Consider the following 25,404-nt stretch of genomic DNA (forward strand, 5'->3'; position numbering starts at 1 on the left):
GTTCAAACGTCTCAAAAAACGAAGCCGATATGGCTTGCTTTGACGAGTCGCTTGCCTTGAAGTATCGGTGACTGATCACCCCTTCATCGACAAGCGCCCACATGAATTATCTGATCGATTGTTAAAGAGCAGCTCCGATCTCTTAAGAGGGGAGCATCTCGCATCTGCCTGGCCGTTCGGCCGGCGCCCTGCGAGGAAGGCGTATTCTACTGAATCGGCAGTGAATGTCAACCCTTGCTGTTATTGCTCACTCTAGATGACCGAGTGAACCAGCGGCGAGTTGAGCGCCGATCGAGTGGAGGAGCATTCTACCGTTTCCGGCTGTTTTGTCAATGCCTGTCGATCAAGTCTGATCGAAAAACCTTAACGGAAACAAGTGCTTCCAACACCCTTTACCGCTTCCGACGTTTGCCCGTCGGCGGCAGCGGATGCGTACTTTACGGATTATCGCGGACCCACACAACCCCTTTCTTGCAAAAAGGTGACGACAAGGTTGTGGATAGATGAAGGCGGCTGACCGGGTGTGGATAAACCGAGGGGCCAGACACGACAACGCCCGCACAAGGGCGGGCGTTTCAGAGCCATTAGAGGGACCGCTAACCAGAACCGATAGCAGAACCAATATATGGCGAACCGACTAAAGAGCATCTGGCAAAGGACGAAGACCCGAGAGCTTAGTCGAGGGTTACTCGGGCATAGCGTTTCTTGCCGGCCTGGATTACATAGCTCGCACCGGTCGCCAGCATGTGATCGCGAGCGACCACCTCGCCGTCGACCTTGACGCGACCGTTGCCGAGCATGTCCTTGGCCTGGGCGCTGTTGTTGGCAAGGCCGGAGCGGTTGAGCACCGCGGCGATCGGCGCCTGCTCACTGCCTTCGAAGTCGACGTGCACGTCGGGCAGGTCTTCGGGCAGTTCGCCATCGGCCAGCTGGTTGCCGGCAGACTTGTGCGCATTGGCCGCCGCGTCCTCGCCGTGATAGCGACCGACCAGCTCACGAGCCAGTACCATCTTGACGTCACGCGGGTTGGCACCCTGCTCGACGTCACGCTTGAGCGCCTCGATGTCTTCGTTGGACTTCAGCGACAGCAGTTCGAAATAGCGCCACATCAGGCTGTCGGGCATCGACACCAGCTTGTTGAACATGGTGCCCGGGCCATCATCGACGCCGACATAGTTGCCCAGCGACTTAGACATCTTCTGCACGCCGTCCAATCCTTCCAGCAACGGCATGGTGATCACCACCTGCGGCGACTGGCCGAAGTGCTTCTGCAGCTCGCGGCCCATCAGCAGGTTGAACTTCTGATCGGTACCGCCGAGCTCGACGTCGGCTTCCAGTGCCACCGAGTCATAGCCCTGCACCAGTGGATACAGGAACTCGTGGATGGAGATCGACTGACCACCCTGATAGCGCTTCTCGAAGTCATCGCGCTCAAGCATACGTGCCACGGTGCTCTGACCGGCCAGCTCGATCATATCGGCGGCACTCATCGCGGAGAACCATTCGGCGTTGAAGCGCACTTCGGTCTTCTCGGGGTCGAGGATCTTGAAGACCTGTGCCTTGTAGGTCTCGGCGTTGGCCTTCACTTCTTCCTCGGTGAGGGGCTTGCGGGTGACGTTCTTGCCGGTGGGGTCGCCGATGCGCCCGGTGAAATCGCCGATCAGGAAGATCACCTGATGACCGAGGTCCTGAAACTGGCGCATCTTGGTCAGCAGCACGCTGTGGCCGAGGTGCAAGTCCGGCGCAGTCGGATCGAAGCCGGCCTTGATGCGCAGGGGGCGACCGGAGGCGAGCTTCTCCTTGAGCTCATCGGCCAGCAGAATCTCATGGGTGCCGCGCTCAAGCAGCGCCAGCGCATCAGCGACGTCGGACATCGTTACCGTTCTCCCCTCAAAAGCAGTTGATCGCCAGGCAAGGCCCTTTGGCATCAAGAGCAGGCCTGATAATGGGGGCAGATGGTAGCATGTCTTGCTCAATCGGTTGAGCGCCGGACATACCAGGGAGACGAGCATGCCACTGTTGATTGGATTGATGTCGGGAACCAGCCTCGATGGCATCGACGCGGCCCTCATTGCGTGCGGCGAGCCTGGGCCGGATGGAACGCAGGAGGCGCCGCGCCTGCTGGCCACTCATGAGGTCGCCATGCCCCCGAGCCTGCGCGCGACGCTGCTCGAACTCTGCCATGCTGACGCCGTGCGCTTTGCCGACCTGGCCCGCGCCGAAGACGCCTTCTGCCGCCTGCAGGCCCGCGCCGTGAGCGAACTGCTGGTGGCGAGCAACACTCCGGCAAGCGCGGTGGCCGCCATCGGCAGCCACGGCCAGACCATCGAGCACGCCCCCCTTGGGCATCATGACAAGGATGCGAGCGCGCCCTATACCCTGCAGCTCGACAATCCCAGCCTGCTGGCCGAACTGACCGGCTGCCCGGTGGTCGCCGATTTCCGGCGTCGCGACCTGGCCGCCGGCGGTCAGGCCGCGCCACTGGCCCCCGCTTTCCATGCCGCGCTGTTTCGCCACCCCCGCGACTGGCAGCTGGTGCTCAACCTGGGCGGCTTCGCCAACCTGACTCTGCTACCCCCCGCCACCTGCACCGCCGAGGTGATCGGCTTTGATACCGGCCCGGCCAACGTGCTGCTGGATGCCTGGCATCAACGCCACCGGGGCACGCCTGTCGATATGAACGGCGCCTGGGCCGCCGGCGGACGGATCATCGAGCCACTGCTCACCCGCCTGCTCGCAGACCCCTTCTTCAGCGCGCCGCCGCCCAAGAGCACCGGCCGCGAGGCCTTTCACCTGCCCTGGCTCGAGGCACAGCTGACCGGCAATGAGTCGCCCCAGGACGTGCAGGCAACACTCGCCGAACTGACCGCGGCAAGCGTCTCCTCCGGCATCGCCCAGGCCATGGCCCACTATCAGGCCCCGCCTCCCAGCCGGCTGCTGCCCTGCGGCGGTGGCGCCCGCAATGCCGATCTGCTCGAACGACTGGCCCGGCGACTGCCGCAGACCGAGATCGGCATCATTGACCAGGACGGCTGGAGCGCCGACTGGCTGGAGGCCGGCGCCTTCGCCTGGCTGGCCTGGCGACGCCTGGCGGGACTGCCCGGCAACCTGCCCGCGGTCACCGGTGCCGCCGGCCCGCGAGTGCTGGGCGGAATCTATTCACACTAATCCAGTCACTGCGTCTATGTGTCCCGACCATGCCCTGGCCTCTGCGCAACCGATGTGCGCTCCTGAGGTACTACAAGGGCACCGCTAGAAATCATCCCCACGCCGCAGCTCGAGGTGGCTGGCAGCGCCCTGGGCGTCGGCCACCCCGCCCTCGTCGCCGAACTTGATCATCATGCGCAGGTCGTTGGCCGAGTCGGCGTGAACCATGGCGATGTCCTCACTGATCACTCCCTCCTGGTAGAGCTCATAAAGCGCCTGATCGAAGGTCTGCATGCCAAGATCCCGCGAGCGGCGCATAACGTCCTTGATCTCGGCGACTTCTCCCTTGCGGATCAGGTCGCCGATCAGCGGTGAGCGCAGCATGATCTCGATGGCCGCGCGGCGCCCACGGTCCTGCGTAGGCAGCAGCTGTTGGGCGACGATGGCTTTCAGGTTTAGCGACAGGTCGAGCCACACCTGGTCGTGGCGCTCCGAGGGGAAGAAGTTGATGATCCGATCGAGGGCCTGGTTGGCGTTATTGGCATGCAGGGTCGCCAGGCACAGGTGACCGGTCTCGGCGAAGGTCAGGGCATGCTCCATGGTCTTGCGGGTGCGGATCTCGCCGATCAGGATCACGTCCGGCGCCTGGCGCAGCGTGTTCTTCAGCGCCACCTCGAACGACTCGGTGTCGATGCCCACTTCCCGCTGATTGATGATCGCCTTCTTGTGAGGGTGCACGTACTCGATCGGGTCCTCGATGCTGATGATGTGCCCGCCTTGAGTCTCGTTGCGCTGCTGGATCATCGACGCCAGGGTCGTCGACTTGCCGGTACCGGTGCCGCCGACTACCAGCACCAGGCCGCGCTTGGCGCCAGCCAGCTCACCCAGCGTCGCCGGCAACTTCAGCGTCTCGAGCCTAGGAATCTCGAAGGATATCCGCCGCAGCACCATGGCCGGCTGGTTACGCTGCTGGAAGGCGCTGACGCGAAAGCGCCCGCGTCCAGGAAGGCTCAGCGCAAAGTTGGCCTCCTGCTCGGAGGCAAAGCGCTCACGCTGGGCCGGCGGCAAGGCCGCCTTGACCAGCTCGGCCACCTGAGCCGGCGATAGCACCTGGTCGCCCAGCGGAATAAGCTGCCCGGCCATCTTTAGGGTGGGTGGAGCATTCACCGAGACCAGAAGATCCGAGGCTTCCTTATCGACCATGATCTCGAGCAGCTGCTGCAACCATTCGTTCGCTTTCATGATATTTCGCCTGCCCTCTTTAATGATTGATCAGAGCTGTTGGTCATTGGAGTTAATCAAGGCGTCAACTGACCGAGTCATCGATGGCCTCAGCTGAGCACGCCCTTGGCCACGGCCTGCGCCTCTTCACGCACCACAACCCCATCGTTGACCATTTTGGCCAGGGCCGCATCCAGCGTCTGCATACCCAGGTTGCCGCCGGTCTGGATGGCCGAATAGATTTGGGCCACCTTGTCCTCGCGAATCAGGTTGCGAATCGCCGAGGTCGCCACCAGGATCTCATGTGCCGCCACCCGGCCACCGCCGGCACGCTTGAGCAGCACCTGCGAAATCACGCCCTGCAGCGACTCCGAGAGCATCGAGCGCACCATATCTTTCTCCGCCCCGGGGAAGACGTCGACGATGCGGTCGATGGTCTTGGCTGCCGACGTGGTGTGCAGGGTGCCCAGCACCAGATGCCCGGTCTCGGCGGCGGTCAGCGCCAGCCGGATGGTATCCAGGTCCCGCAGCTCGCCGACCAGGATAACGTCCGGGTCCTCGCGCAGGGCGCTGCGCAGCGCAGGAGCGAAGCCGTGAGTATCGCGACTCACTTCACGCTGGTTGATCAGGCAACGCTTGCTACGGTGCACGAATTCCACTGGATCTTCGATGGTCAGGATATGGTCGTAGCGGGTGTCGTTGATGAAGTCGATCATCGCCGCCAGAGTGGTGCTCTTGCCCGACCCCGTGGGGCCGGTGACCAGTACCAGGCCACGTGGAAGCTGCGCCATACGGCGAAAGACATCGCCCATGCCCAGCGCTTCCATGGTCAGCACCTCCGCAGGCACGGTACGCAGCACCGCTGCGGCACCGCGCCCCTGCTGGAATGCGTTGACGCGAAAGCGTGCCACCCCCGGCACCTCGAAGGAGAAGTCCGTTTCCAGGAACTCTTCGAAGTCGCGGCGCTGGCGGTCGCCCATAATGTCGTAGATCAGGGCCCGCACCTCACGATCGTCCATGGCCGGCACATTGAGCCGACGAATATCACCATCGACCCGAATCATCGGCGGCAGGCCGGCGGAAAGGTGAAGGTCCGATGCGTTCTGCTTTGCCGAGAATGCCAGCAGTTCGGTAATATCCATTAGATTCCCTGCTCCCAGGTAAGGTCGCCCCAGTATGACAGAGGTTGTGTTAACCGAAACCTTCGCCGCTGCCAAGTCGCGGCTCGATGCAGCGCTGAGTGCCGCGGGCCGAGATCCGCAGGCCGCAGAGCTGCTGGCGGTCAGCAAGACCAAGCCCGCGGCGATGGTTCGCGAGGCCCATGGCCTCGGTCAGCGCCAGTTCGGCGAAAACTACCTGCAAGAGGCCCTCGACAAGCAGGCCGAGCTTGCCGATCTCGACGACATCATCTGGCATTTCATCGGCCCGCTGCAGTCGAACAAGACCCGCCAGGTCGCCGAGCACTTCGACTGGGTTCATAGCGTCGATCGTGAGAAGATCGCCCGACGCCTGGCCGAGCAGCGCCCCGCCGGCCGGCCGCCGCTGAACGTCTGCCTGCAGGTCAATATCAGCGATGAGGCCAGCAAGGCCGGTGTCGCCCTCGAGGCCCTCGAGCCTCTGGCGGAAACGGTGCTATCGCTGCCGGGGCTGCGCCTGCGCGGGCTGATGGCGATTCCCGCCCCGAGCGGCGGGCTCGCCGAACAGCGTGTCCCTTTCGCCAGGCTGCACGAGGCCCTAGAGGCACTCAAAGCACGCTTCCCCGAGGCCGAGCTCGATACCCTTTCGATGGGCATGAGCGGCGACCTCGAGGCCGCCGTCGCAGAGGGTGCGACCCTGCTGAGGCTAGGCACGGCCCTGTTCGGCGCGCGGCCACGCCCAGCGGCCTGATGCGATGTCTTAGCTGACGGCATGTCGCGCTGAAGAAACAGCACGCTAAAATCGCGAGCCGAACAGGCACGGCGACGAACACGGCCAGGCAGACGGCCAACCAGACACCAGAAGAGGATTCCAGCATGGCGAGCAACGTGACTTTCATTGGCGCCGGCAACATGGCCAGCGCCATCTTCGGCGGCATGATCGAGAGCGGCTATCCGCGCGAGGCGATTACCGCCACCTCCCCCGACGACGCAATGCTGGCGCCGCTGCGTGAGCGGTACGGTATCCACACCGAGACCGACAACAATGCCGCCGTGGCCAATGCGGATGTCGTGGTGCTGGCGGTCAAGCCGCAAATCATGCACGACGTCTGTGCGGCCATGCGTGATGCCGTCCAGGACCGCAAACCGCTGATCGTCTCGGTCGCCGCCGGCCTGACCGCCGAGACCCTCGAGCGCTGGCTGGGCGGGGAACTGCCGGTGATCCGCTGCATGCCCAACACCCCTTCGCTGGTGGGCACCGGCGCCAGCGGCCTCTATGCCAATCGTCTCGTCGATGATCGCCAGAAGGCGCTTGCCACCACCCTGATGGAAGCCGTGGGCATTGTGGAGTGGGTCGACGAGGAAGTGCTGCTCGAAGCTGTGACCGCCGTTGCCGGCAGCGCCCCCGCCTATTTCTATCTGGTCTTCGAGGCCCTCGAGGAAGCGGGGGTCAAGCTTGGCCTGCCAGCCGAGAGCGCCCGTCGCCTGGCCGTACAGACCGGCCTCGGCGCCGCCCGAATGGTCCAGCAGGGTGACGCCGACCCCGCCCAACTGAGGCGCAATGTCATGTCGCCGAACGGCACCACCGAGCGCGCCGTGAACCACCTCGAAGAGGCCGGCCTGCGCCAGATTTTCCTCGAGGCCGCCGAGGTCTGTGCCGCCCGCGCCCGCGAGATGGGCGAGGAACTCGGCAAGCAGTAAGCCGCCGCGTCGAGGTGAGGCGGTCGGCGAACCGACCGCCTGATCATCGCTGACGTCACCCCGTCGCCACCGCCGTTCGTTGCCGTCTTTCATTGCCGGCTTTTATAAACAAGGAGCCCCCATGGGCAGTCAATTGGGAAGTGCCGGCCTGCTGCTGGTCAATACGCTGATCAACATCTATTTGCTGATGCTGATGATGCGCTTTCTGCTGCAGGCCTCCCGCGCCGACTACTACAACCCGATCAGCCAGTCGGTGGTCAAGGTGACCCAGCCGGTGGTGAAGCCCTTCCAGGGTTTCCTGCGCCCAGTGGGACGCTTCGACCTGGCCACGCTGGCGGCGGCCTTCTTGATCAAGGTAATCAGCATCATCCTGATCCTGCAGATCGCCGGCTACGGCATGCCGCCGATCGCGGGCGTGGCCATCGCCGGCGTCGCCGCACTGGCAAGCGGCATCCTCAAGATCTACTTCTTCGCTCTGATCGTGATGATCATCCTGAGCTGGGTAGCGCCTCAGGCAAGCCATCCGGGCGCTATGCTGGTCATGCAGCTGGTCGAGCCGATCATGGCCCCGGTGCGCAAGGTGATCCCGCCGCTTGGCATGATCGACCTGTCACCGATCGTGGTGTTCATCTCCATCAGCCTGCTCGACAACCTGGTGGTCGGCTCACTGACTCGCGCCGCTGGCGTCTCCGGCGCTCTGGTGGGGCTGTGATCGGTGGCACGGTGATGGATGCGACTGTGATTGACAGAACTGTAAGCGGGGCCGAGCGCCCCGCCGTTGTTTATCTTCTTCTGACAGGACACTGAGACCGCCATGCCCGAGCTTGCTTCCGACTCGGTCGGCGTGGTGACGCCACAGACGGCCCACTTCGACGACCCTCTGGCCCTGGCCTGCGGCAAGACCCTGCCCAGCTACACCCTGGTCTACGAGACCTATGGCACCCTCAACGCAGAGGGCACCAATGCGGTACTGATCTGTCACGCCCTCTCCGGGCACCATCACGCCGCCGGGCGCCATCATGAAGGTGACCGCAAGCCCGGCTGGTGGGATGCCCATATCGGCCCCGGCAAGAGCATCGACACCAACCGCTTCTTCGTCGTCTCGCTCAACAACCTGGGCGGCTGCCACGGCAGCACCGGCCCGCTGAGCATCAATCCTGAAACCGGCCGTCCCTGGGGCCCGGACTTCCCGATGATGACGGTCAGCGACTGGGTACACAGCCAGGCAAGACTCGCCGACCGGCTCGGCATCGAGCGCTTCGCCGCAGTGGTCGGCGGCAGCCTGGGCGGCATGCAGGTGATGCAGTGGGCGCTGGACTACCCGGAGCGCATCGCACATGCCGCAGTGATCGCCGCCACGCCGCGCCTCTCGGCCCAGAACATCGCCTTCAACGAGGTCGCGCGCCAGGCGATCCGCTCCGACCCCGACTTCCATGACGGCTGGTACGGCGAGCACGACACCCTGCCACGGCGCGGCCTCAAGCTGGCGCGCATGGTCGGCCACATCACCTACCTCTCCGAGACGGCGATGGGCTCCAAGTTCGGCCGTGACCTGCGTCACGATCTCGGGTATGGCTACGAGGTCGAGTTCCAGGTGGAATCCTACCTACGCCATCAGGGCGACACCTTCTCCGAGTCCTTCGACGCCAATACCTACCTGCTGATGACCAAGGCGCTCGACTACTTCGACCCGGCCGCACCCCATGGCGGCGATCTCGCCGCGGCGCTGGCCCCGGCACAGTGTCCCTTCCTGGTGGTCAGCTTCTCGACCGACTGGCGCTTCCCGCCCTGGCGTTCCCGGGAGCTTGTCGACGCCCTGGTGCGCGCCGACAAGCCGGTCAGCTATGCCAACATCGATTCCCCCCACGGCCATGATGCCTTCCTGCTGCCCGAGCCCCGCTATCAGGCGGTGTTCGCGGGCTTCATGGCGCGCGTGGCCAGGGACCAGCAGCTGGAGGGCTCCTGATGCGCGCCGACCTTGAACTGATCCATGGCTGGGTGCCCGAGGGCGCCCGGGTACTCGACCTGGGCTGCGGCGACGGCACCCTGCTCGATGCCCTGGCCCGCGACAAACAGGTCACCGGCTACGGGCTGGAGATCGACCCCGACGGCCTGACCGCCTGCGTCGCCCGCGGCGTCAACGTCATCGAGCAGAACCTCGACGAGGGGCTTGCCAATTTCGACGACAACGCCTACGACCTGGTGATCATGACCCAGGCCCTGCAAGCCTTGCGTCGCCCCGATCTGATGCTCGACGAGATGCTCAGGGTGGCCGGGGAATGCATCATCACCTTCCCCAACTTCGCCTACTGGCGCCATCGCCTGTACCTGGGCTTCAAGGGCTACATGCCGGTGTCCAAGTCGCTACCCCATGCCTGGTACGACACTCCCAACATTCACCTCTCGACCTTCAATGACTTTGAACGCCTGTGCCGCGACAAGGGTCTGACCATCACGGACCAGGCAGTAGGCAACGGCGAGCACGAGGCACACTGGAGCTCACGGCTATGGCCTAACCTGTTTGGTGAAACAGCGATCTTCCGTGTCAGCCGTGCAGGCGACGCATGATCGCCACCGAGTATTGCCTTCGGGGGACGTCATCATGGTGAAGCATAGGCACCGGCAAGACGGCCGGGCTATCAATCGTGGGATGGCCTGGCTGCTCGGCCTTGTGCTGCTTGCAGGCACAGGTTGGGGAACGGCCCAGGCCGAACAGTTCGAACGCTTCGGCCGCTACCAGGTCCACTACAACGCGGTGAACACCAGCTTCCTGACACCGGAGGTCGCGGCGGCCAACGGCATCCAGCGCAGCCGAGTGCAGGCGCTGCTGAATGTCAGCGTGCGTGAGGAACAGGAGGACGGCACCACCCGACCGGTGCAAGCCTCGGTGGAAGGCCGGGTCGGCAACCTCGCCGGTCAGTCGCAGCCGCTCACCTTTCGCACCGTGCGCGAGGACGGCGCCGTCTATCACCTGGCGACCTTCCGCATTCAGGAAGACGAGCCGATGCGCTTCGATCTGAGCGTACGCTATGACCGCAATGCGCCACCTGGCGAGGTGAGCTTCATCCAGCGCTTCTATATCGACCGCTGAACCGACCGGAGCGCCCATGCGCGGCACCCTTCTTGCCCACCTCGCAGACCTCGACGCCACCGGCGGCCTCGCCATCACCCTCCCCGATGGCCGTGCGGGCTTCCTGGTCAAGGTGCACGGCCACCTGCATGGCTTTGAAAACCGCTGCCCGCACCGTGACAGCCGGCTCGACATCGACCCGGACAGCTTTCTGGCCACCGGCGGCGAACTGATCCAGTGCGCCCATCATGGCGCCCTCTTCCTGCCGGAGAACGGCGAATGCGTGGCCGGCCCCTGCCAGTACGAATCACTGGAGCCGCTAGCCCTCACCGTCGACGACCAGGGCGGCATCTACCTGGCGCGTGAGTGATACCGGCAAGGGCCGCGCCAGCCGTATGGCGGCAGGCGCGGCCCTCTGCCAGTCGATCTCACAGCCATAGGCCAGCACCTCGACGCCCGCGGCGACAGCCTCGCCAAGCGCCTGGGCATAGCCCGGGTCGATGTGCGCCGCCGGGGCGACGTCGTCGATCCCGGTATGCGCCACGCAGAACAGCAGCACCGCACGCTGGCCCTCACAAGCCAAACGGCTCAGCACCTCAAGATGACGCCGCCCTCGCTCGCTGACCGCGTCCGGAAAATAGCCGTGGCCGTCGGTCTCCCTGAGGGTGACCTGCTTGACCTCAACGTAAGCAGCGCTACCGGCGTCCGCGCTTGACTCGGCTAGGCGGAAATCGAGCCGCGCGCCCTCGACGCGCACTTCTCGCTTAAGCTCGCTGAAGCCCGCTAGCGGCGCGACGCTCCCCGCGCGCAGCGCTTCTCCGACGATCGCATTGGTGCGCCCGGTGTGCACCGAAGCCAGTGCCGTGCCGCCACCCGGCTGTGGCAGCGCGATCAGCTCCCAGGTCCAGCTCAGCTTGCGCTTGGGGTTGTCGCTTGATGACAGCCAGACCCGGGCCCCGGGCACGTTCACCGCACGCATCGAGCCGGTGTTCGGGCAATGCGCCACCACCTCGCGACCGTCGTCGAGACGCACATCGGCGAGAAAGCGCTTGTAGCGGCGGATCAGGATGCCGGGCACCAGGCGGGGATAGTCCATCAGGGCCTCTCCATCACCGACGGGCCAGACTGACGCGCCAGGAAGCGCCCGAGGCGCACTACGGCCTCTTCAAGACGCGAAATCTCGGCGGTAAAGGCGATGCGCACATGGTACTCGCCGCCGGTCACTGCGAAGTCGATGCCCGGGGTGATGGCGACGTTCTCCTCCTCCAGCAGACGGCGGCAGAAGGCCAGGCTGTCCTGGCTGTAGCGGCTGATATCGAGCCACAGATAGAAGGCCCCCTGAGGCGGCAGCGAGGGCGAAAGCCCCAGGCCGGCAAGCCCCTCGAGCAGCGCATCGCGGCGGCGATGCAGCTCGCGACGGCGGCGCTCCAGCTCGTCACGGCATTCCGGCGTAAAGGCGGCCAGAGCGGCATGCTGGGAGGGCGTCGGCGCGGCGAGAAAGACATTCTGGGCGAGTCGCGTCAGCGGCTCCACGGCTTCCTCAGGCGCCACCAGCCAGCCGAGGCGCCAGCCGGTCATACCGAAATACTTCGAGAAACTGTTGACCACATAAGCCTCGGGCGCCACGGCGGTCGCCGACACCGGCGCCACGTCATAGGTAAGGCCCTGATAGATCTCGTCGACCAGTAGCGCCCCCTGACGCGCGGCCACTGTCTCGGCCACCGCGGCGATCTGGCCGGCATCCAGGGTATGCCCGGTAGGGTTGGAGGGCGTGGCCAGCATCGCGAGCCGGGTCTCATCGCGCCAGTGACGCTCGATCAGCGCGGCATCCAGCTGCCAGCCGCTTTCCGGGCCCACCGTCACGGTATCGAGTTCAGCCTCGGCCAGTGCCATGAAATGGCGGTTGCAGGGATAGGTCGGATCGGCCATCAACACCCGATCGCCGCGTTGCACCAGCAGCTGACTGGCCAGCAGCAGGGCCCCGGAGGCCCCCGGAGTGACGATGATCCTCGCGGGATCGACCCGGGCACCGAAGTGCTCGGCGTAGTGGCCGGCGATGGCCTCGCGCAGCGCCGGCAGCCCGGCGGCGGGAGTATACCGGGTATGGCCCGCCGCCAGCGCCTGCTGGCCGGCAGCGATCACCGGCGCCGGCGTCGGAAAATCGGGCTCGCCGATTTCCAGATGAATCACGTCGTGGCCCGCCGCCTCGCGAGCCTGGGCAACCTCGAGCAGGCTCATCACCCGAAACGGCTGAACCCGATCCAGCCTGGCACTGAACGACCCATCACTGAACGACATAGGCGACTCCCTGTAGTGACCCCATCAGCGGCCAAGATGAGTGGCAAAAATAAGCGACCGCTGGCGAGAAACACCGGGCACCACCAGCAGACGGCACGGTCAATACGGTATGGTAACCGGTTAACGCAGCGCCTCTACAGCAAAGAAGGTGTCACAACGGTTGCGTTCGCAGCTTTTTTTCGCTAAATACACTGGGTTTTGGGCCCGCGATGGATAGCACCCTTCGAACGGGTATCGGCCCCAGTCACTCGAGTAATGAGGCAGCCACATGCCAGCAGCAGCACAAACCCCGGAAGCTCTCAAGCGATTCACCCCGTACGAGCCGGCGCCGGGTGAAGAGTATATGAACGACAAGCAGCTAGCGCACTTCCGGCAGATCCTGCTCGACTGGAAAAAGGATTTGATGGAAGAAGTGGATCGCACCGTGCGTCACCTGCAGGAAGACGCCAACAACTACGCCGATCCGGCAGACCGCGCCACCCAGGAAGAAGGCTTCAACCTGGAACTGCGCACTCGGGATCGCGAGCGCAAACTGCTCAAGAAGATCAACGAGACCATCGATAAGATCGACGAGGACGACTACGGCTTCTGCGAGGCCTGCGGCGTCGAGATCGGCATTCGCCGCCTCGAAGCGCGTCCCACGGCCACTCAGTGCGTCGACTGCAAGACCCTGGCCGAACTCAAGGAAAAGCAGCTCGGCGGCTGATCTTTGCTTGCCCGCCAGGCCTGCGCGGCCACCTTGGCCATCTTCGACGGGCACCCTCGGGTGCCCGTCGGCGTATCCAGCGGCCCTGCTTCAGCGCCCGCTTCCCAGCTCCCTTGCCACTTATCCCGATGAGCCCAGACGAGCCCCTGCCATGAACGACTACCGCGGACGCTTCGCCCCTACCCCCTCCGGCCCCCTGCATTTCGGGTCGCTGGTCGCGGCGTTGGGCAGCTACCTGGATGCCCGTCAGGCAGGTGGCAGCTGGGAGGTGCGCATCGAAGACATCGACCCGCCGCGCTGCCCAAAAGGCGCGAGCGATACCATCCTGCGCCAGCTCGAGGCCTTCGGCCTTCACTGGGACGGCCCGGTGCGCTACCAGCAAACGCGCGGCGAGGCTTACGCGGCGGCTCTGGAACGGCTCGCTGACGCGGGGCTCGCCTATCCCTGCAGCTGCTCGCGCAAGCAGTGGCGAGATTACCCCATCTATCCCGGCTGGTGCCGCGATGGTCCCTGCGTTCCCGAGGCGCCCCTTGCCTGGCGGCTGCGCAGCGACCTTGGGCTGCGCCCGGTGGTCTGGCACGACCGGCTCTATGGCCGACAGTGCCTGGACCCGGCCGACCTCGGCGACGTGGTGCTCAAACGCAAGGATGCCCTCTGGGCCTATCAGCTGGCGGTGGTGGTCGACGATGCCGACCAGGCCATCAGTGATGTGGTGCGCGGCGTCGACCTGCTCGACAACACGCCCTGGCAACGCCAGCTGCAGGCTGCCTTGGGGCTGCCTGAGCCCCGCTACCTGCACCTGCCGCTGGTGATCGGCGACGACGGCCAAAAGCTCTCCAAGCAGAACCTGGCCCGGCCGCTGCCCGAAGACGAACGCGTCCGTCCGCTGGTGCATCAGGCCCTGACGGCGCTCGAACAGGCGCCCGACTCCGCCCTTTCCACCGCTCCGGTCGAAGACCAGCTGGCCGCCGCCATCGCCGCCTGGGAACCGGCGCGTCTGACCACAGATGACGTCCTCGTTGCCCCGGACTGGCCCGATGCATAACCCAGGATGTTTCACTGACGGTAGGTAACGCCAGTTGCCCGGCCCCTTAGAAAGCCAGGCCGCCTGGCGTAAAAGGCTTGGTAAGCCTTGCTCGCGCCACGGGCGTCAACTACGAGGAGAGGCCCATGTACGTCTATCGCATCATGCTGTTGCTGGTCTTCGTCGGCTACCTGCTCTCACCGGTGCTGATGAATGGCTGGGCCAGCCCCGATAGCGCCTGGTATCGCCCCTTCGTTATCTGGGGCGTACTGATCGCGCTGTCGCTGTGGCTCGAACAAAAGAGGGCCCTCGATGAACGCTGAAGGCCTGTCTCCCTTGCTGCTGGTAGGCGGTGGCTATCTTGCGCTACTTTTCCTGTGTGCCCTGGCAGTGGAACGGCGCTGGGTTCCCTCGCGTCTCGTGCACCACCCGGCGGTCTATACCCTGGCGCTTGGCGTCTATGCCAGCGCCTGGGCGGTGTACGGCAGCGTGGAACTGGCCGGCCGGGTCGGCTATGGCTATCTGGCCTACTATCTGGGGGCCGCCGGTGCCGTCCTGCTGGCACCGGTGCTGCTGCTGCCGATCCAACGCCTGACCCGCACCTACCAGTTGGCGTCACTGGCCGACCTGTTCGCCTTCCGCTTCCGCTCGCGCTGGGTCGGCACTCTGATCACCGTGATCAGCGCCATGGCGGTGCTGCCGCTGCTGGCACTGCAGGTGCAGACCCTGGGCCAGGCAATCCAGCAGCTCACCGGCACAGCGTCGCCGGCGCTTGCCGCGCTAGGGTTCTGCCTGGTGATCGCCTTGTTCGCGGTGCTCTTTGGCGCGCGTCACACTCACCTCAACGCCCATCAAGACACCCTGCTTGCCGTCATCGCCGTGGAGTCGCTGGTCAAGCTCGCCGCCATGCTGGCGCTGGGGGCCTTCGCCCTGTTCGGCATCTTCGATGGCCCGAGCGACCTGCAGGCCTGGCTCGAAGGCCCGGGGCTTGTCCATCAGGCCGGCGTCAGCGAGCTAGATTCGGGGCAGTGGCGCACCCTGCTGCTGCTGTTCTTCGCCGCCGCCTTTCTGATGCCGCACATGTTCCACCTGACCTTCGCCGAGCGCCTGTCCCCGCGTGCGCTGCTGCAGGCCGGCTGGAGTCTGCCGCTTTATCTATTGCTGATGGCCCTGCCGGTGCCGCTAATCCTGTGGGGCGCCCAGCGCGTGGGTATCGCCCCGCCGGGGCTTGAGAGCGCCTATCTGGCCTTCGCCCTGTCCGCCTCGCCGTGGGTAGATGCGCTGGTCTTCCTGGCCGGCCTCGCCGCGGCCAGCGGCACCCTGATCATCATTGCCATGGCCCTGTCGGGGATGATCCTCAATCACCTGGTGCTGGTCGCCCACCCGCCGGATCACCGAGGCGATCTGTACCGCTGGCTGCGCTGGCTGCGGCGGGCGCTGGTGGTGGCGGTGATTCTCTCAGGCTGGCTCTACTATCGCACCCTGGGGCTTGCCCATGACCTGACGACCCTCGGAATCGCCTCCTTCTCCGGCATGGCCCAATGCCTGCCGGGGTTGTTGGCACTGCTCTACTGGCCCGGCGCCAACCGCAAGGGCATGGTCAGTGGGCTGCTGGTGGGTACGGGCCTGTGGATGGTGGGCCTGTGGCTGCCGCTGGTCACTGGTCTGTCGCCCTGGGTGCTGGTGCCGCCCGGCCTGGAGAGCCTGTCGAGCGCGCCCGCCTGGTACGCCGTGACGCTGGTGGCGCTGACCGCCAACGGTCTGATCCTGATTCTCGTCTCGCTGCTGACTCGCACCTCGGCAGGCGAACGAACCGCCGCCGAGGCCTGCGCGGCGGACCCGGTGATTCGCCCCAAGCGCCTGGCGCTGACCGTCACCCACGGCGAAGACTTCAAGCATCATCTCGCCCCGGCGCTGGGGGCCGACGTCGCCGAGCGCGAGGTCGAACGCGCCCTGGCGGCACTAGAGCTGACGTCCTGGGATCGGCGCCCCTATGCCCTGCGCCGGCTGCGTGATCGTATCCAGGCCAATCTTTCGGGGCTGATGGGCCCGTCGGTGGCCCAGGACATCGTTGATCGTTGCCTGCCCTATCGTCGCGACGGAGCAGGACTAGAAAAAGAGGCGGTTGACGACATTCACTTCGTCGAAAGCCGCCTGGAAGCCTATCGCTCGCGACTCACCGGCCTCGCCCGAGAGCTCGACGGCCTGCGTCGCTACCATCGCCGCACCCTCACCCAGCTCCCCATCGGCCTGTGCGCCTTCGGCGACGACGATGAACTGCTGATGTGGAACGACGCCCTGACCGCGCTCTCCGGCATCGACGGCGAGCACGTCGTCGGCGCCCGCCGAGATAGCCTGCCTGAGCCCTGGGGCGAGCTACTCGGGCGCCTGCTCAGCAACGGCCAGCGTCATCTCTACAAGCAGCCGGTGACGCTTTCCGGCACCACGCGCTACCTGAGCCTGCACCAGGCCACGCTGGATGCCGAGGACGACCCCTATGGCGGCCGGGTGATTCTGGTCGAGGATCACAGCGAGATGAAGTGGCTCGAGGACGAGCTGGTGCACGCCGCCCGGCTGGCCTCGATCGGCCAACTGGCCGCCGGAGTCGCCCATGAAATCGGCAATCCCATCACCGGCATCTCTTCGCTGGCCCAGAACCTGCGCTACGACACCGATGACCCCGCGCTGCTGGAGACCGCCGACCAGATCCAGACCCTCACCGAGCGCGTCTCGCGCATCATCGGCTCGTTGGTCGGCTTCGCCCACGGCGGCCATCAGGAGAGCGCCGGGCGCTATGCCACGGTCAACCCCCGCGAACTCACCAATGAGGCGCTTCACTTGATCCAGTTGGCACGCACGGGTCAGGATGTGGTCTATCACAATCATTGCCCCGCTGACCTAGAGCTGGAGGCTGATGCCCAGCGTATGGTCCAGGTGATGATCAACCTGCTGGGCAACGCCCGCGATGCCAGCCCCACCAACGGCGCGATAGAGATCGATGCCCGGCGTCTTGCAGATGGCGAGGGCCGTAATGGCATAGAATGGAGCGTGACCGATGCCGGCACGGGCATCGATGCCAGGGTCCGCGATCATCTTTTCGAGCCCTTCACCACCACCAAGGCGCCCGGCGAGGGCACCGGCCTGGGCCTCGCACTGGTCTATGGCATCCTGGCCGACCACCAGGGACGGATCCATATAGAATCGCCTCCCACCGGGCGCGAAAGCGGCACCCGCATCGTCATGTGGCTACCTGTCAGCAGGCCACCACTGAGCAAAGAGGACAACGAGCTCCCCCATGAGCCGGATTCTGATCGTTGAAGACGAAAGCATCATCCGCAGCGCCCTGAAGCGGCTGCTGGAGCGCCATGGCCACGAGGTCAGCGAAGCCGCTTCGGTAGCCGAGGCCGAAACGCTAGACCCCCAGCGTTTTTCCCTGGTGATCAGCGACCTGCGCCTGCCCGGTGAACCCGGCACCGCGATGATCGAGCGCGCAGCACCGGTGCCGGTGCTGATCATGACCAGCTACGCCAGCATGCGCTCGGCCGTCGATGCCCTGAAACAAGGCGCGGTCGACTACGTCGCCAAACCCTTCGACCATGCCGAGCTACTCGAGACGGTAGACCGGGCACTGCGCGAGCATGGCGGCGAGCCCCCTGCGCCTGACACAGCCAGCGAGGCCGCGCCTCAGACGATGATCGGCGACTGCCCGGCCATGCAGGTGGTCTATACCCGGATCCGCAAGACCGCTCCGGCGGACGTCACGGTGCTGATCCAGGGAGAGTCGGGCACCGGCAAGGAACTGGTGGCCCGCGCCATTCACCGCCAGAGCAAGCGCATCAAGGCACCGCTGATCTGCGTCAACTGCGCGGCGATTCCCGAGACGCTGATCGAATCCGAACTGTTCGGCCACGAGAAGGGAGCCTTCACCGGTGCCAGCGCTGCCCGCACCGGTCTGGTCGAGGCCGCCGACGGCGGCACCCTGTTTCTGGATGAGATCGGCGAGCTGCCGCTGGATGCCCAGGCCCGGCTGCTGCGCGTGCTGCAGGAGGGCGAGATCCGCAAGATCGGCTCGGTGGAAACCCGTCATGTCGATGTGCGCCTGATCGCCGCCACCCACCGCGACCTGCAGGCACTGTCGAAGACCGGCGAGTTTCGCCTCGATCTTTACTATCGCCTCAACGTGATGCAAATCGACCTGCCGCCGCTGCGCGAGCGCGAAGACGATATCCTGACCATCACCGACGTGTTGCTCGAAGCCGCCTGCCGCCGCCATGACCGCCAGGGGCTCAAGCTATCGCGCAGCGCACGCCGCGAGATCCGCGACTACCTCTGGCCCGGCAATGTCCGTGAGCTCGAGAACGCCCTCGAGCGGGGCGTGATCCTCGCCGAAGGCCACCTGATCCATCCCGATGACCTGGGGCTGCGGCCCGTGTCAGCCTCGGCTCGGCCCACCGTGAGCCCCGCGGCATCGAAAGATGACGTGGCTACACCTGAGGACCTCAGCGAGGAAGACCTGTCGCTGGAGGACTACTTCCAGCACTTCGTGCTCGAACATCAGGAAGAGATGAGCGAGACCGAACTGGCCCAAAAGCTCGGCATCAGCCGCAAATGCCTGTGGGAGCGCCGGCAGCGCCTGGGCATACCCCGAAAGCGCAGCGCCCGCAGCCGGCAGGCCTGATCAGGTCTGCGCTTCCCCACCCACACGACCATGGTCTAAGCGCCTGCGAGTTCCATTCGCAGGCGCTTTTCCTCATCATGGCAGCCATCTCTGCACCAGTTGTTACCATCCCACACAAGAAATGCCCCAGTATGCGGCATCAGGGGGTAACACAATCGATGTGCATATCAGACGGAACTGATTCGAAAAAATATAACAAATTGATTTACATAATTTTTCTTAGACATGGCATGAGCAGTGCAATGTTTAAGGCAAGAAAAACAACAGCCGGACGTCACTGAGCACTCGCGCTAATAACAACAACGGCGAGGCTTCAGACACCGCCAACAGCCCAACAACAACAATGCTGACGGCGTGACACAGCACCCATGATGGCAATGACGTTCACAAGAACAATGACAAGTCATGCCGGTGCGGCTCGACCACCACAACAATAATTGCGGTCGAGGGTCCGGAAAGCTGACCAGGACGAAACGCATCCCGACAGGGCATAACAACAACAAGCCCTCACGCGATGCACCTCCGGTAACAACAACAACACACCGGAGGTAGGCAAATTCTCTGCCGTCGTGGTTGGACTATTGTTTTGAATACGAGACGGTCGCCATCAGGAAGGTCGACAACAACAAGAATCTTGCTTGCCTGAACCAGCTTTGGTGACTGTGGTGCGTATTCAAGGCGATGCGCCATCACGAAGAAAAACCAACAGCAGGGATGCTGATTTCATGCTTACAGGGGAGGCCAACTGGCCTCCCCTTTCTGCGTCTGGCGGCCATGGCCACCTAGACATTTTTTGCACCAACCCGTTCCCTAAACCAGGCAATGGTTCCCAAGGTGTCGGTGGTCGGCTACACTTGGGTTTTGCCTTAGCGAGTCGATTTCGCTGCATGTTCAAAGGATTTACCCGCTTTCTACAAGCTCCCGGTGAGCGCTTGAAGTCGCTTTTCAGCCCTCAGGATGCTGCCGGTCAGACACCCGCGCTGCGCGTGATTCCCCGCGATAACCACGACGTTTCCCGCAAGCTCTTCTCCGATGCCGCGCTGAAGGTTCTCTATCGCTTGCACAATGCAGGCTTCGAGGCGTACCTGGTCGGCGGCAGCATCCGGGATTCTCTGCTCGGCAAGACGCCCAAGGACTTCGACGTCGCCACCGATGCGACCCCCGAAGAGCTGCGCGATCTGTTCCGCAATTCGCGCATCATCGGGCGGCGCTTTCGCATCGTGCATGTGCGCTTCGGCCGCGAGGTGATCGAGGTCACCACCTTCCGCGGACGCCCTGGCGACGATCATGGCGGCCAGCAGTCACAGCAGTCCCAGGACGGCCTGCTGCTGCGTGACAACGTCTGGGGCAATGTCGAGGAAGACGCGCTGCGCCGGGACTTCACGGTCAATGCGCTCTACTACAACATTGCCGACTTCTCGATCCATGACTGGGCGAACGGCGTGCGCGACATCGAAGCGCGCACGCTGCGCCTGATCGGCGACCCGGCGACCCGCTACCGCGAAGACCCGGTGCGCATGCTGCGCGCAGTGCGCTTCGCCGCCAAGCTCGACTTCGACATGGATGCCGCCACCGAGGCGCCGATCCGCGAGCTGGCGCCGCTGCTGCTGCAGATCCCGCCGGCCCGGCTGTTCGACGAGATCCTCAAGCTGTTCCTGGCAGGTCACGCCCTGGACACCTTCCGTGCGCTGCGCCACCACGGTCTCTTCCCGATGCTCTTCCCGGAAGCCGACGAGGCACTTGAAGCCCTGCCCTGGGCCGAGCAGCTGATGGAGCGGGCGCTTGCGAACACCGATGATCGCATCCGCCGTGACCGGCCGGTGACACCGGCCTTCCTGATCGGCGCCCTGCTGTGGCCAGCCGTGACGCTTCGCCACCAGACGCTGATCGACGACGGCATGCCAGAGGTACCGGCACTGCATAGCGCCGCCCAGCAGGTGGTGGGCCGTCAGCTCAAGCATGTCTCGATCCCCAAGCGTTTCAGCATCCCGATGCGCGAAATCTGGGATCTGCAGATGCATCTACCCAAGCGCCACGGCAAGCGGGCCTTCCAGACTCTTGAGCACCCGCGCTTCCGCGCCGCCTACGACTTCCTGCTACTGCGCGAAGAAGCCGGTGAGATCGAGCCCGGCCTGGGCACCTGGTGGACTGCCTTCCAGGACGCCGACGAACACGAACAGCGCCGCCTGCTGCAGAAGCTAGGCAGCGACCCCGCCGGCAGCGGTGGCGGCAAGAAGCGCAAGCGCCGTCCGCGCAGGCGTCGGCGCAGCGCGGCACCTTCAACGTCGGACCAGCAGGACTGAGCGCATGCTGTCGCACGCCTATATCGGCCTTGGCAGCAACCTCGACGGCCCGCGCGATCACATCGAGCGGGCGCTTCGTGAGCTCGACGGCCTGAAGCTGACCCACCTGATAGCCGCGTCATCCTGTTACGCGAGTCGTCCGGTGGGTCCCCAGGACCAACCCGACTTCATCAATGCCGTGGCCCTCATCGAGACCCGGCTGTCGCCTCTCGCGTTACTCGATCAGTTGCAGGCCCTCGAACAGCGCCACGCCAGAGTGCGACGTCGCCACTGGGGGCCGCGCACCCTGGATCTCGACCTGCTGCTGTACAACGATCAGTGCCTGGACCACCCACGCCTGCGCCTGCCGCATCCCGAGATTGCCAATCGCGCCTTCGTGGTGGTGCCTCTTCACGAATTGGCACCGACCCTCGAGCTGCCGGGCCTGGGTTCTCTGGCAGTGCTCCCCGCCTGGCAGGACGCTGACGACTTGCGGGCACTGTTACCCCAAAGGTAGAGTTGCCCGACTTTTGTTACCATTCCACACTTCCAAGGGCTGACGGGGTAACACTTTGATGGCTCCAGCCCCGACGCCAGCCAGGCGACCGCGTGCCTTCAACGCGATCCCACGACGCTATCGACGAGACCGCAATACTATGAAAACCGTCACCTTGAGCACGCTTTCGGCCCACAAGCGGGCGGGGGAGACCTTCAGCTGCCTGACCGCCTACGACGCCTCCTTTGCCCGCGCCGCCAGCGACGCCGGGATCGAGGTGCTGCTGGTCGGTGATTCCCTGGGCATGGTGCTGCAGGGCCACAACAGCACCCTGCCGGTCACCCTCGACGACATCTGCTATCACACCCGCTGCGCGGTCCGCGGCAAGGGTGCCAGCCTGCTGATGGTCGACCTGCCCTTCATGAGCAACGCAAGCCTGCCGAAGCTGCTTGACGATGCCGGCGCACTGATGCGCGCGGGCGCTGAGCTGATCAAGGTCGAGGGCGAGGCCTGGATGGCCGACGGCATCCGTGAACTCACCCGACGCGGCGTGCCGGTGTGCGCACACCTGGGCCTCACACCGCAGTCGGTGCATCAGCTGGGCGGCTACAAGGTACAGGGCCGTGACACCGAGCGCGCCGAACAGATTCTCCATGACGCCAAGGCACTGCAAGACGCCGGCGCCTCGGTGATCCTGCTCGAATGCGTGCCGGCAAGCCTCGGCCGCGCGGTGCGCGATGCGCTGGAGGTGCCGGTGATCGGCATTGGCGCGGGTCCCGACGTCGATGGCCAGATTCTCGTCATGCACGACGTGCTGGGCATCACCCATGGCCGTACGCCGCGCTTCGTCAAGAACTTCATGACCGAGGCCGAGGACATCCAGGACGCCTTCCGCCGCTATCACGACGCCGTCAAGGCACGCCGCTTTCCGGCCGAGGAGCACAGCTTCTGATGGACACCCTGCATCACGTCCAGGCGCTGCGTGAGGCGCTGGCCGGCCCCAGGCGCGCAGGGCAACGCATCGCCCTGGTGCCGACCATGGGCAACCTGCATGCGGGCCACCTGGCACTGGTCGCCGAGGCGCGGGCGCGCGCCGACCTGGTCGTAGCCACGATCTTCGTCAACCCCCTGCAGTTCGGCCCCGACGAGGATCTGGACGCCTACCCGCGCACCCTCGCCGAGGATCAGGCCGGGCTCGCCGACGCCGGCTGCGACCTGCTGTTCGCGCCGTCGACCCGCGAGCTCTACCCCCAGGGCCTCGGCGTGCAGACCCGAGTCCGCGTCGCCGGGGTCAGCGAGGGGCTGTGCGGCGGCTCGCGACCGGGTCACTTCGACGGCGTAGCCACCGTGGTCAGCCTGCTCTTCAACCTGGTGCAGCCGGACCTTGCCTGCTTCGGCGAGAAGGACTATCAGCAGCTGGCGGTGATTCGCCAGCTGACTCACGACCTGCACTTTCCCATCGAGATCGTCGGCGTGCCGATCGTGCGCGCGGCCGATGGCCTGGCGCTTTCATCGCGCAACGGCTATCTGAGCGAAGAGGAGCGCACCCGGGCTCCCGGCCTTCACCTCACTCTTTGCGAGCTGCGCGAAGCGATCATCGCCGGCGCCTCAGTGGCCGATGCCTTCGCCGCCGCCCATGAACGCCTGATCACGCGCGGGTTCGTGCCCGACTATCTGGCGCTGCGCCGCGCCGACGATCTCGGCGAGGTTGACGCCGACACCCGAGACGCAGTGATTCTCGCCGCGGCCCAGTTGGGGCCGGCCCGCCTGATCGACAACCTGACCGTTAGCCTGTCGCATCGCGACGGATAAGGAAGCCAATCCGATGTACACCATCATGCTCAAGGCCAAGCTGCACATGGCCCGCGTCACCCACGCCGTGCTCAACTATGAAGGCTCCTGCGCCATCGACGGCGAGCTGCTCGACATGGCCGGCATTCGCGAAAACGAGCAGATCCAGATCTATAACGTCGAGGGCGGCCAGCGCTTCACCACCTACGCCATCCGCGCCGAGGAAGGCTCCAAGGTAATCTCGGTGAACGGTGCTGCGGCCCACCTCGCAAGCGTCGGTGACCGTGTGATCATCTGCAGCTATGCCCATTACGATGATCGCGAAGTGGAGCAGCACCAGCCGGCCCTGGTCTATCTGCAGGAAGGCAACGACGTCAGCCACACCAGCCATGCCATTCCCGTCCAGCTGGCCTGAGTCTAAGTCTGAACCTTAACCTGAAACATAGCGCCTGGTAGCTAACAGTAAACAACTCGCTCACCAAGCACCTCGCGCGCGGCCGGCACCTTTCTCCTCTCGCCGGCCGCTGCGCCCGCCATCCGCGAGGTCGCTCACCTCCTCTTCTCGACTTGCTCTTTGGTACCATTTAAGCGATTAGCCATTGTCGCGGCGCACAAGACTCTCCTATGCTTAAAGGTCACTAGCCCTTTTCGAGGAGTCTCTTTATGCAAGACGTGGTGATTGTCGCGGCCCGCCGCACTGCCGTTGGCACCTTCGGTGGTTCGCTCGCCGACATTCCTGCAAGCGAGCTGGGTGCCTTGGTCATCAAGGATATCCTCAAGCAGACCGGCGTCGCGGGTGATCAGGTCGACGAAGTACTGCTCGGCCAGGTCCTGACCGCCGGTGTCGGCCAGAACCCGGCGCGCCAGGCCGCCATCAAGGCCGGCCTGCCCGACGGCGTACCGGCCATGACCATCAACAAGGTCTGCGGCTCCGGCCTCAAGGCGCTGCATCTGGCGACGCAGGCGATCCGCTGTGGCGACGCCGAGCTGATCCTCGCCGGCGGCCAGGAAAACATGTCCGCGTCGCCCCACGTGCTGCCGCACTCACGCACCGGCCAGCGCATGGGCGACTGGAAGGCCATCGATACCATGGTCCATGACGGCCTGTGGGATGCCTTCAACGACTATCACATGGGCATCACTGCCGAGAATTTGGCCGAGAAGTACGGCATCACCCGCGAGGAGATGGACGCCTTCGCCGCTGCCTCCCAGCAGAAGGCCACCGCTGCCATCGAGGCCGGCAAGTTCAAGAGCCAGATCGTCCCGGTCGAGATTCCCCAGCGCAAGGGCGACCCGGTGGTCTTCGACACCGACGAAGGCCCGCGTCCGGGTGTGACCGCCGAGAAGCTTGGTGGCATGCGCCCGGCCTTCAAGAAGGACGGCACCGTGACCGCCGGCAACGCTTCCTCCATCAACGACGGCGCCGCAGTGGTCATGCTGTGCTCCGCCGAGAAGGCCAAGGCGCTGGGGCTCGAACCGCTGGCTCGCATCAAGGCCTACGCCAACGCCGGCGTCGACCCGGCGATCATGGGCATCGGCCCGGCGCCGGCAACCCGTCGCTGCCTCGACAAGGCGGGCTGGGCCATCGGCGAGCTGGACCTGATCGAGGCCAACGAGGCCTTCGCCGCCCAGGCGCTGTCGGTCAACAAGGAGCTTGGTTGGGATACCGACAAGATCAACGTCAACGGCGGCGCCATCGCCATCGGCCACCCGATCGGCGCCTCCGGCTGCCGCGTGCTGGTGACCTTGGTCCACGAGATGATTGCCCGCGACGCCAAGAAGGGCCTCGCGACGCTGTGCATCGGCGGCGGGCAGGGGGTGGCGCTCGCCATCGAGCGCTGAGCCCAAAAGGCC

The 25,404-nt window shown here is 65.0% G+C and carries 24 protein-coding genes; 19 read left to right on the forward strand and 5 right to left on the reverse strand.

From position 1 onward, the window contains the following. Positions 1–674 precede the first annotated feature (674 nt). On the reverse strand, positions 675–1,874 hold the full coding sequence (gene tyrS, locus BCL93_RS13975) for a tyrosine--tRNA ligase (RefSeq protein WP_112055884.1): 1,200 nt from the start codon (positions 1,872–1,874) through the stop codon (positions 675–677). Positions 1,875–2,010: 136 nt separating this feature from the next. Here tyrS and BCL93_RS13980 point away from each other — a divergent pair, with 136 nt between their 5' ends. Then, positions 2,011–3,168 carry an anhydro-N-acetylmuramic acid kinase gene (locus BCL93_RS13980; RefSeq protein ID WP_112055885.1) on the forward strand — a complete coding sequence of 386 codons (1,158 nt, stop codon included), beginning with the start codon at positions 2,011–2,013 and terminating at the stop codon, positions 3,166–3,168. An 84-nt stretch (positions 3,169–3,252) separates the two neighbouring features. Here BCL93_RS13980 and BCL93_RS13985 read toward each other — a convergent pair whose 3' ends face one another. Further along, complete coding sequence (locus tag BCL93_RS13985) at positions 3,253–4,389, reverse strand: PilT/PilU family type 4a pilus ATPase (protein WP_112055886.1); 1,137 nt, start codon at positions 4,387–4,389, stop codon at positions 3,253–3,255. An 89-nt stretch (positions 4,390–4,478) separates the two neighbouring features. Then, positions 4,479–5,510 carry a type IV pilus twitching motility protein PilT gene (locus BCL93_RS13990; RefSeq protein WP_112055887.1) on the reverse strand — a complete coding sequence of 344 codons (1,032 nt, stop codon included), beginning with the start codon at positions 5,508–5,510 and terminating at the stop codon, positions 4,479–4,481. Between the two features lie 34 nt (positions 5,511–5,544). Between BCL93_RS13990 and BCL93_RS13995 the strand changes: the two genes are divergently transcribed. From BCL93_RS13995 to BCL93_RS14025, 7 genes are all read left to right on the forward strand, one after another. Continuing rightward, positions 5,545–6,255: a YggS family pyridoxal phosphate-dependent enzyme gene (locus BCL93_RS13995; RefSeq protein WP_112055888.1), complete on the forward strand. Its 711-nt coding sequence runs from the start codon at positions 5,545–5,547 to the stop codon at positions 6,253–6,255. Between the two features lie 125 nt (positions 6,256–6,380). Further along, positions 6,381–7,205: a pyrroline-5-carboxylate reductase gene (proC, locus tag BCL93_RS14000; RefSeq protein ID WP_112055889.1), complete on the forward strand. Its 825-nt coding sequence runs from the start codon at positions 6,381–6,383 to the stop codon at positions 7,203–7,205. Positions 7,206–7,326: 121 nt separating this feature from the next. Further along, positions 7,327–7,917 carry a YggT family protein gene (locus tag BCL93_RS14005; protein WP_112055890.1) on the forward strand — a complete coding sequence of 197 codons (591 nt, stop codon included), beginning with the start codon at positions 7,327–7,329 and terminating at the stop codon, positions 7,915–7,917. A gap of 102 nt (positions 7,918–8,019) precedes the next feature. Next, the gene (metX, locus tag BCL93_RS14010) at positions 8,020–9,171 is read left to right on the forward strand and encodes a homoserine O-succinyltransferase MetX (RefSeq protein WP_112055891.1); all 1,152 of its coding nucleotides are present in this window, start codon (positions 8,020–8,022) and stop codon (positions 9,169–9,171) included. Beyond that, on the forward strand, positions 9,171–9,773 hold the full coding sequence (gene metW / locus BCL93_RS14015; RefSeq protein WP_112055892.1) for a methionine biosynthesis protein MetW: 603 nt from the start codon (positions 9,171–9,173) through the stop codon (positions 9,771–9,773). The genes metX and metW overlap by 1 nt, the downstream gene beginning before the upstream one ends. A gap of 34 nt (positions 9,774–9,807) precedes the next feature. Further along, positions 9,808–10,296, forward strand: a complete 489-nt coding sequence (locus tag BCL93_RS14020) for a DUF4426 domain-containing protein (protein WP_258396581.1) — start codon at positions 9,808–9,810, stop codon at positions 10,294–10,296. Positions 10,297–10,312: 16 nt separating this feature from the next. Beyond that, entirely contained in the window at positions 10,313–10,645 is a 333-nt protein-coding gene (locus BCL93_RS14025; protein ID WP_112055894.1) for a Rieske (2Fe-2S) protein, read from the forward strand. Here BCL93_RS14025 and sfsA read toward each other — a convergent pair. Together sfsA and BCL93_RS14035 are read right to left on the reverse strand one after the other, a co-directional pair. Further along, positions 10,595–11,371: a DNA/RNA nuclease SfsA gene (gene sfsA, locus BCL93_RS14030; RefSeq protein ID WP_112055895.1), complete on the reverse strand. Its 777-nt coding sequence runs from the start codon at positions 11,369–11,371 to the stop codon at positions 10,595–10,597. The two genes, BCL93_RS14025 and sfsA, sit on opposite strands and share 51 nt — an antisense overlap. After that, on the reverse strand, positions 11,371–12,573 hold the full coding sequence (locus tag BCL93_RS14035) for an aminotransferase class I/II-fold pyridoxal phosphate-dependent enzyme (protein ID WP_112055896.1): 1,203 nt from the start codon (positions 12,571–12,573) through the stop codon (positions 11,371–11,373). The genes sfsA and BCL93_RS14035 overlap by 1 nt, the downstream gene beginning before the upstream one ends. A 268-nt stretch (positions 12,574–12,841) precedes the next feature. On the opposite strand from BCL93_RS14035, the gene dksA reads away from it, so the two are divergent. The 11 genes from dksA (at position 12,842) to BCL93_RS14085 (ending at position 25,392) form a co-directional block, all read left to right on the forward strand. Further along, the gene (gene dksA, locus BCL93_RS14040) at positions 12,842–13,279 is read left to right on the forward strand and encodes an RNA polymerase-binding protein DksA (protein ID WP_112055897.1); all 438 of its coding nucleotides are present in this window, start codon (positions 12,842–12,844) and stop codon (positions 13,277–13,279) included. A 151-nt stretch (positions 13,280–13,430) separates the two neighbouring features. Continuing rightward, on the forward strand, positions 13,431–14,324 hold the full coding sequence (gene gluQRS / locus BCL93_RS14045) for a tRNA glutamyl-Q(34) synthetase GluQRS (protein WP_112055898.1): 894 nt from the start codon (positions 13,431–13,433) through the stop codon (positions 14,322–14,324). Between the two features lie 125 nt (positions 14,325–14,449). Next, positions 14,450–14,626 (forward strand): hypothetical protein, encoded by a 177-nt coding sequence (locus tag BCL93_RS17280; RefSeq protein WP_175491668.1) that lies wholly within the window; start codon positions 14,450–14,452, stop codon positions 14,624–14,626. Continuing rightward, complete coding sequence (locus BCL93_RS14050) at positions 14,616–17,621, forward strand: ATP-binding protein (protein WP_112055899.1); 3,006 nt, start codon at positions 14,616–14,618, stop codon at positions 17,619–17,621. Before BCL93_RS17280 ends, BCL93_RS14050 begins: the two co-directional genes overlap by 11 nt. Then, the gene (locus BCL93_RS14055; protein ID WP_112055900.1) at positions 17,599–18,981 is read left to right on the forward strand and encodes a sigma-54-dependent transcriptional regulator; all 1,383 of its coding nucleotides are present in this window, start codon (positions 17,599–17,601) and stop codon (positions 18,979–18,981) included. The genes BCL93_RS14050 and BCL93_RS14055 overlap by 23 nt, the downstream gene beginning before the upstream one ends. Positions 18,982–19,868: 887 nt before the next feature. After that, positions 19,869–21,284 carry a polynucleotide adenylyltransferase PcnB gene (gene pcnB, locus BCL93_RS14060; protein WP_112055901.1) on the forward strand — a complete coding sequence of 472 codons (1,416 nt, stop codon included), beginning with the start codon at positions 19,869–19,871 and terminating at the stop codon, positions 21,282–21,284. Positions 21,285–21,288: 4 nt separating this feature from the next. After that, on the forward strand, positions 21,289–21,780 hold the full coding sequence (gene folK / locus BCL93_RS14065) for a 2-amino-4-hydroxy-6-hydroxymethyldihydropteridine diphosphokinase (RefSeq protein ID WP_112055902.1): 492 nt from the start codon (positions 21,289–21,291) through the stop codon (positions 21,778–21,780). Between the two features lie 139 nt (positions 21,781–21,919). After that, positions 21,920–22,711 carry a 3-methyl-2-oxobutanoate hydroxymethyltransferase gene (gene panB, locus BCL93_RS14070; protein ID WP_112055903.1) on the forward strand — a complete coding sequence of 264 codons (792 nt, stop codon included), beginning with the start codon at positions 21,920–21,922 and terminating at the stop codon, positions 22,709–22,711. Further along, positions 22,711–23,571, forward strand: coding sequence for a pantoate--beta-alanine ligase (gene panC, locus BCL93_RS14075; RefSeq protein ID WP_112055904.1), 861 nt, complete (start codon positions 22,711–22,713; stop codon positions 23,569–23,571). Before panB ends, panC begins: the two co-directional genes overlap by 1 nt. 13 nt (positions 23,572–23,584) lie before the next feature. Then, the gene (gene panD / locus BCL93_RS14080; RefSeq protein WP_112055905.1) at positions 23,585–23,965 is read left to right on the forward strand and encodes an aspartate 1-decarboxylase; all 381 of its coding nucleotides are present in this window, start codon (positions 23,585–23,587) and stop codon (positions 23,963–23,965) included. Positions 23,966–24,213: 248 nt separating this feature from the next. Beyond that, entirely contained in the window at positions 24,214–25,392 is a 1,179-nt protein-coding gene (locus tag BCL93_RS14085; protein WP_112055906.1) for an acetyl-CoA C-acetyltransferase, read from the forward strand. The last annotated feature ends 12 nt before the right edge of the window (positions 25,393–25,404 follow it).

The sequence above is a fragment of the Onishia taeanensis genome (assembly GCF_003268885.1).
GTDB lineage: Bacteria > Pseudomonadota > Gammaproteobacteria > Pseudomonadales > Halomonadaceae > Onishia > Onishia taeanensis_A.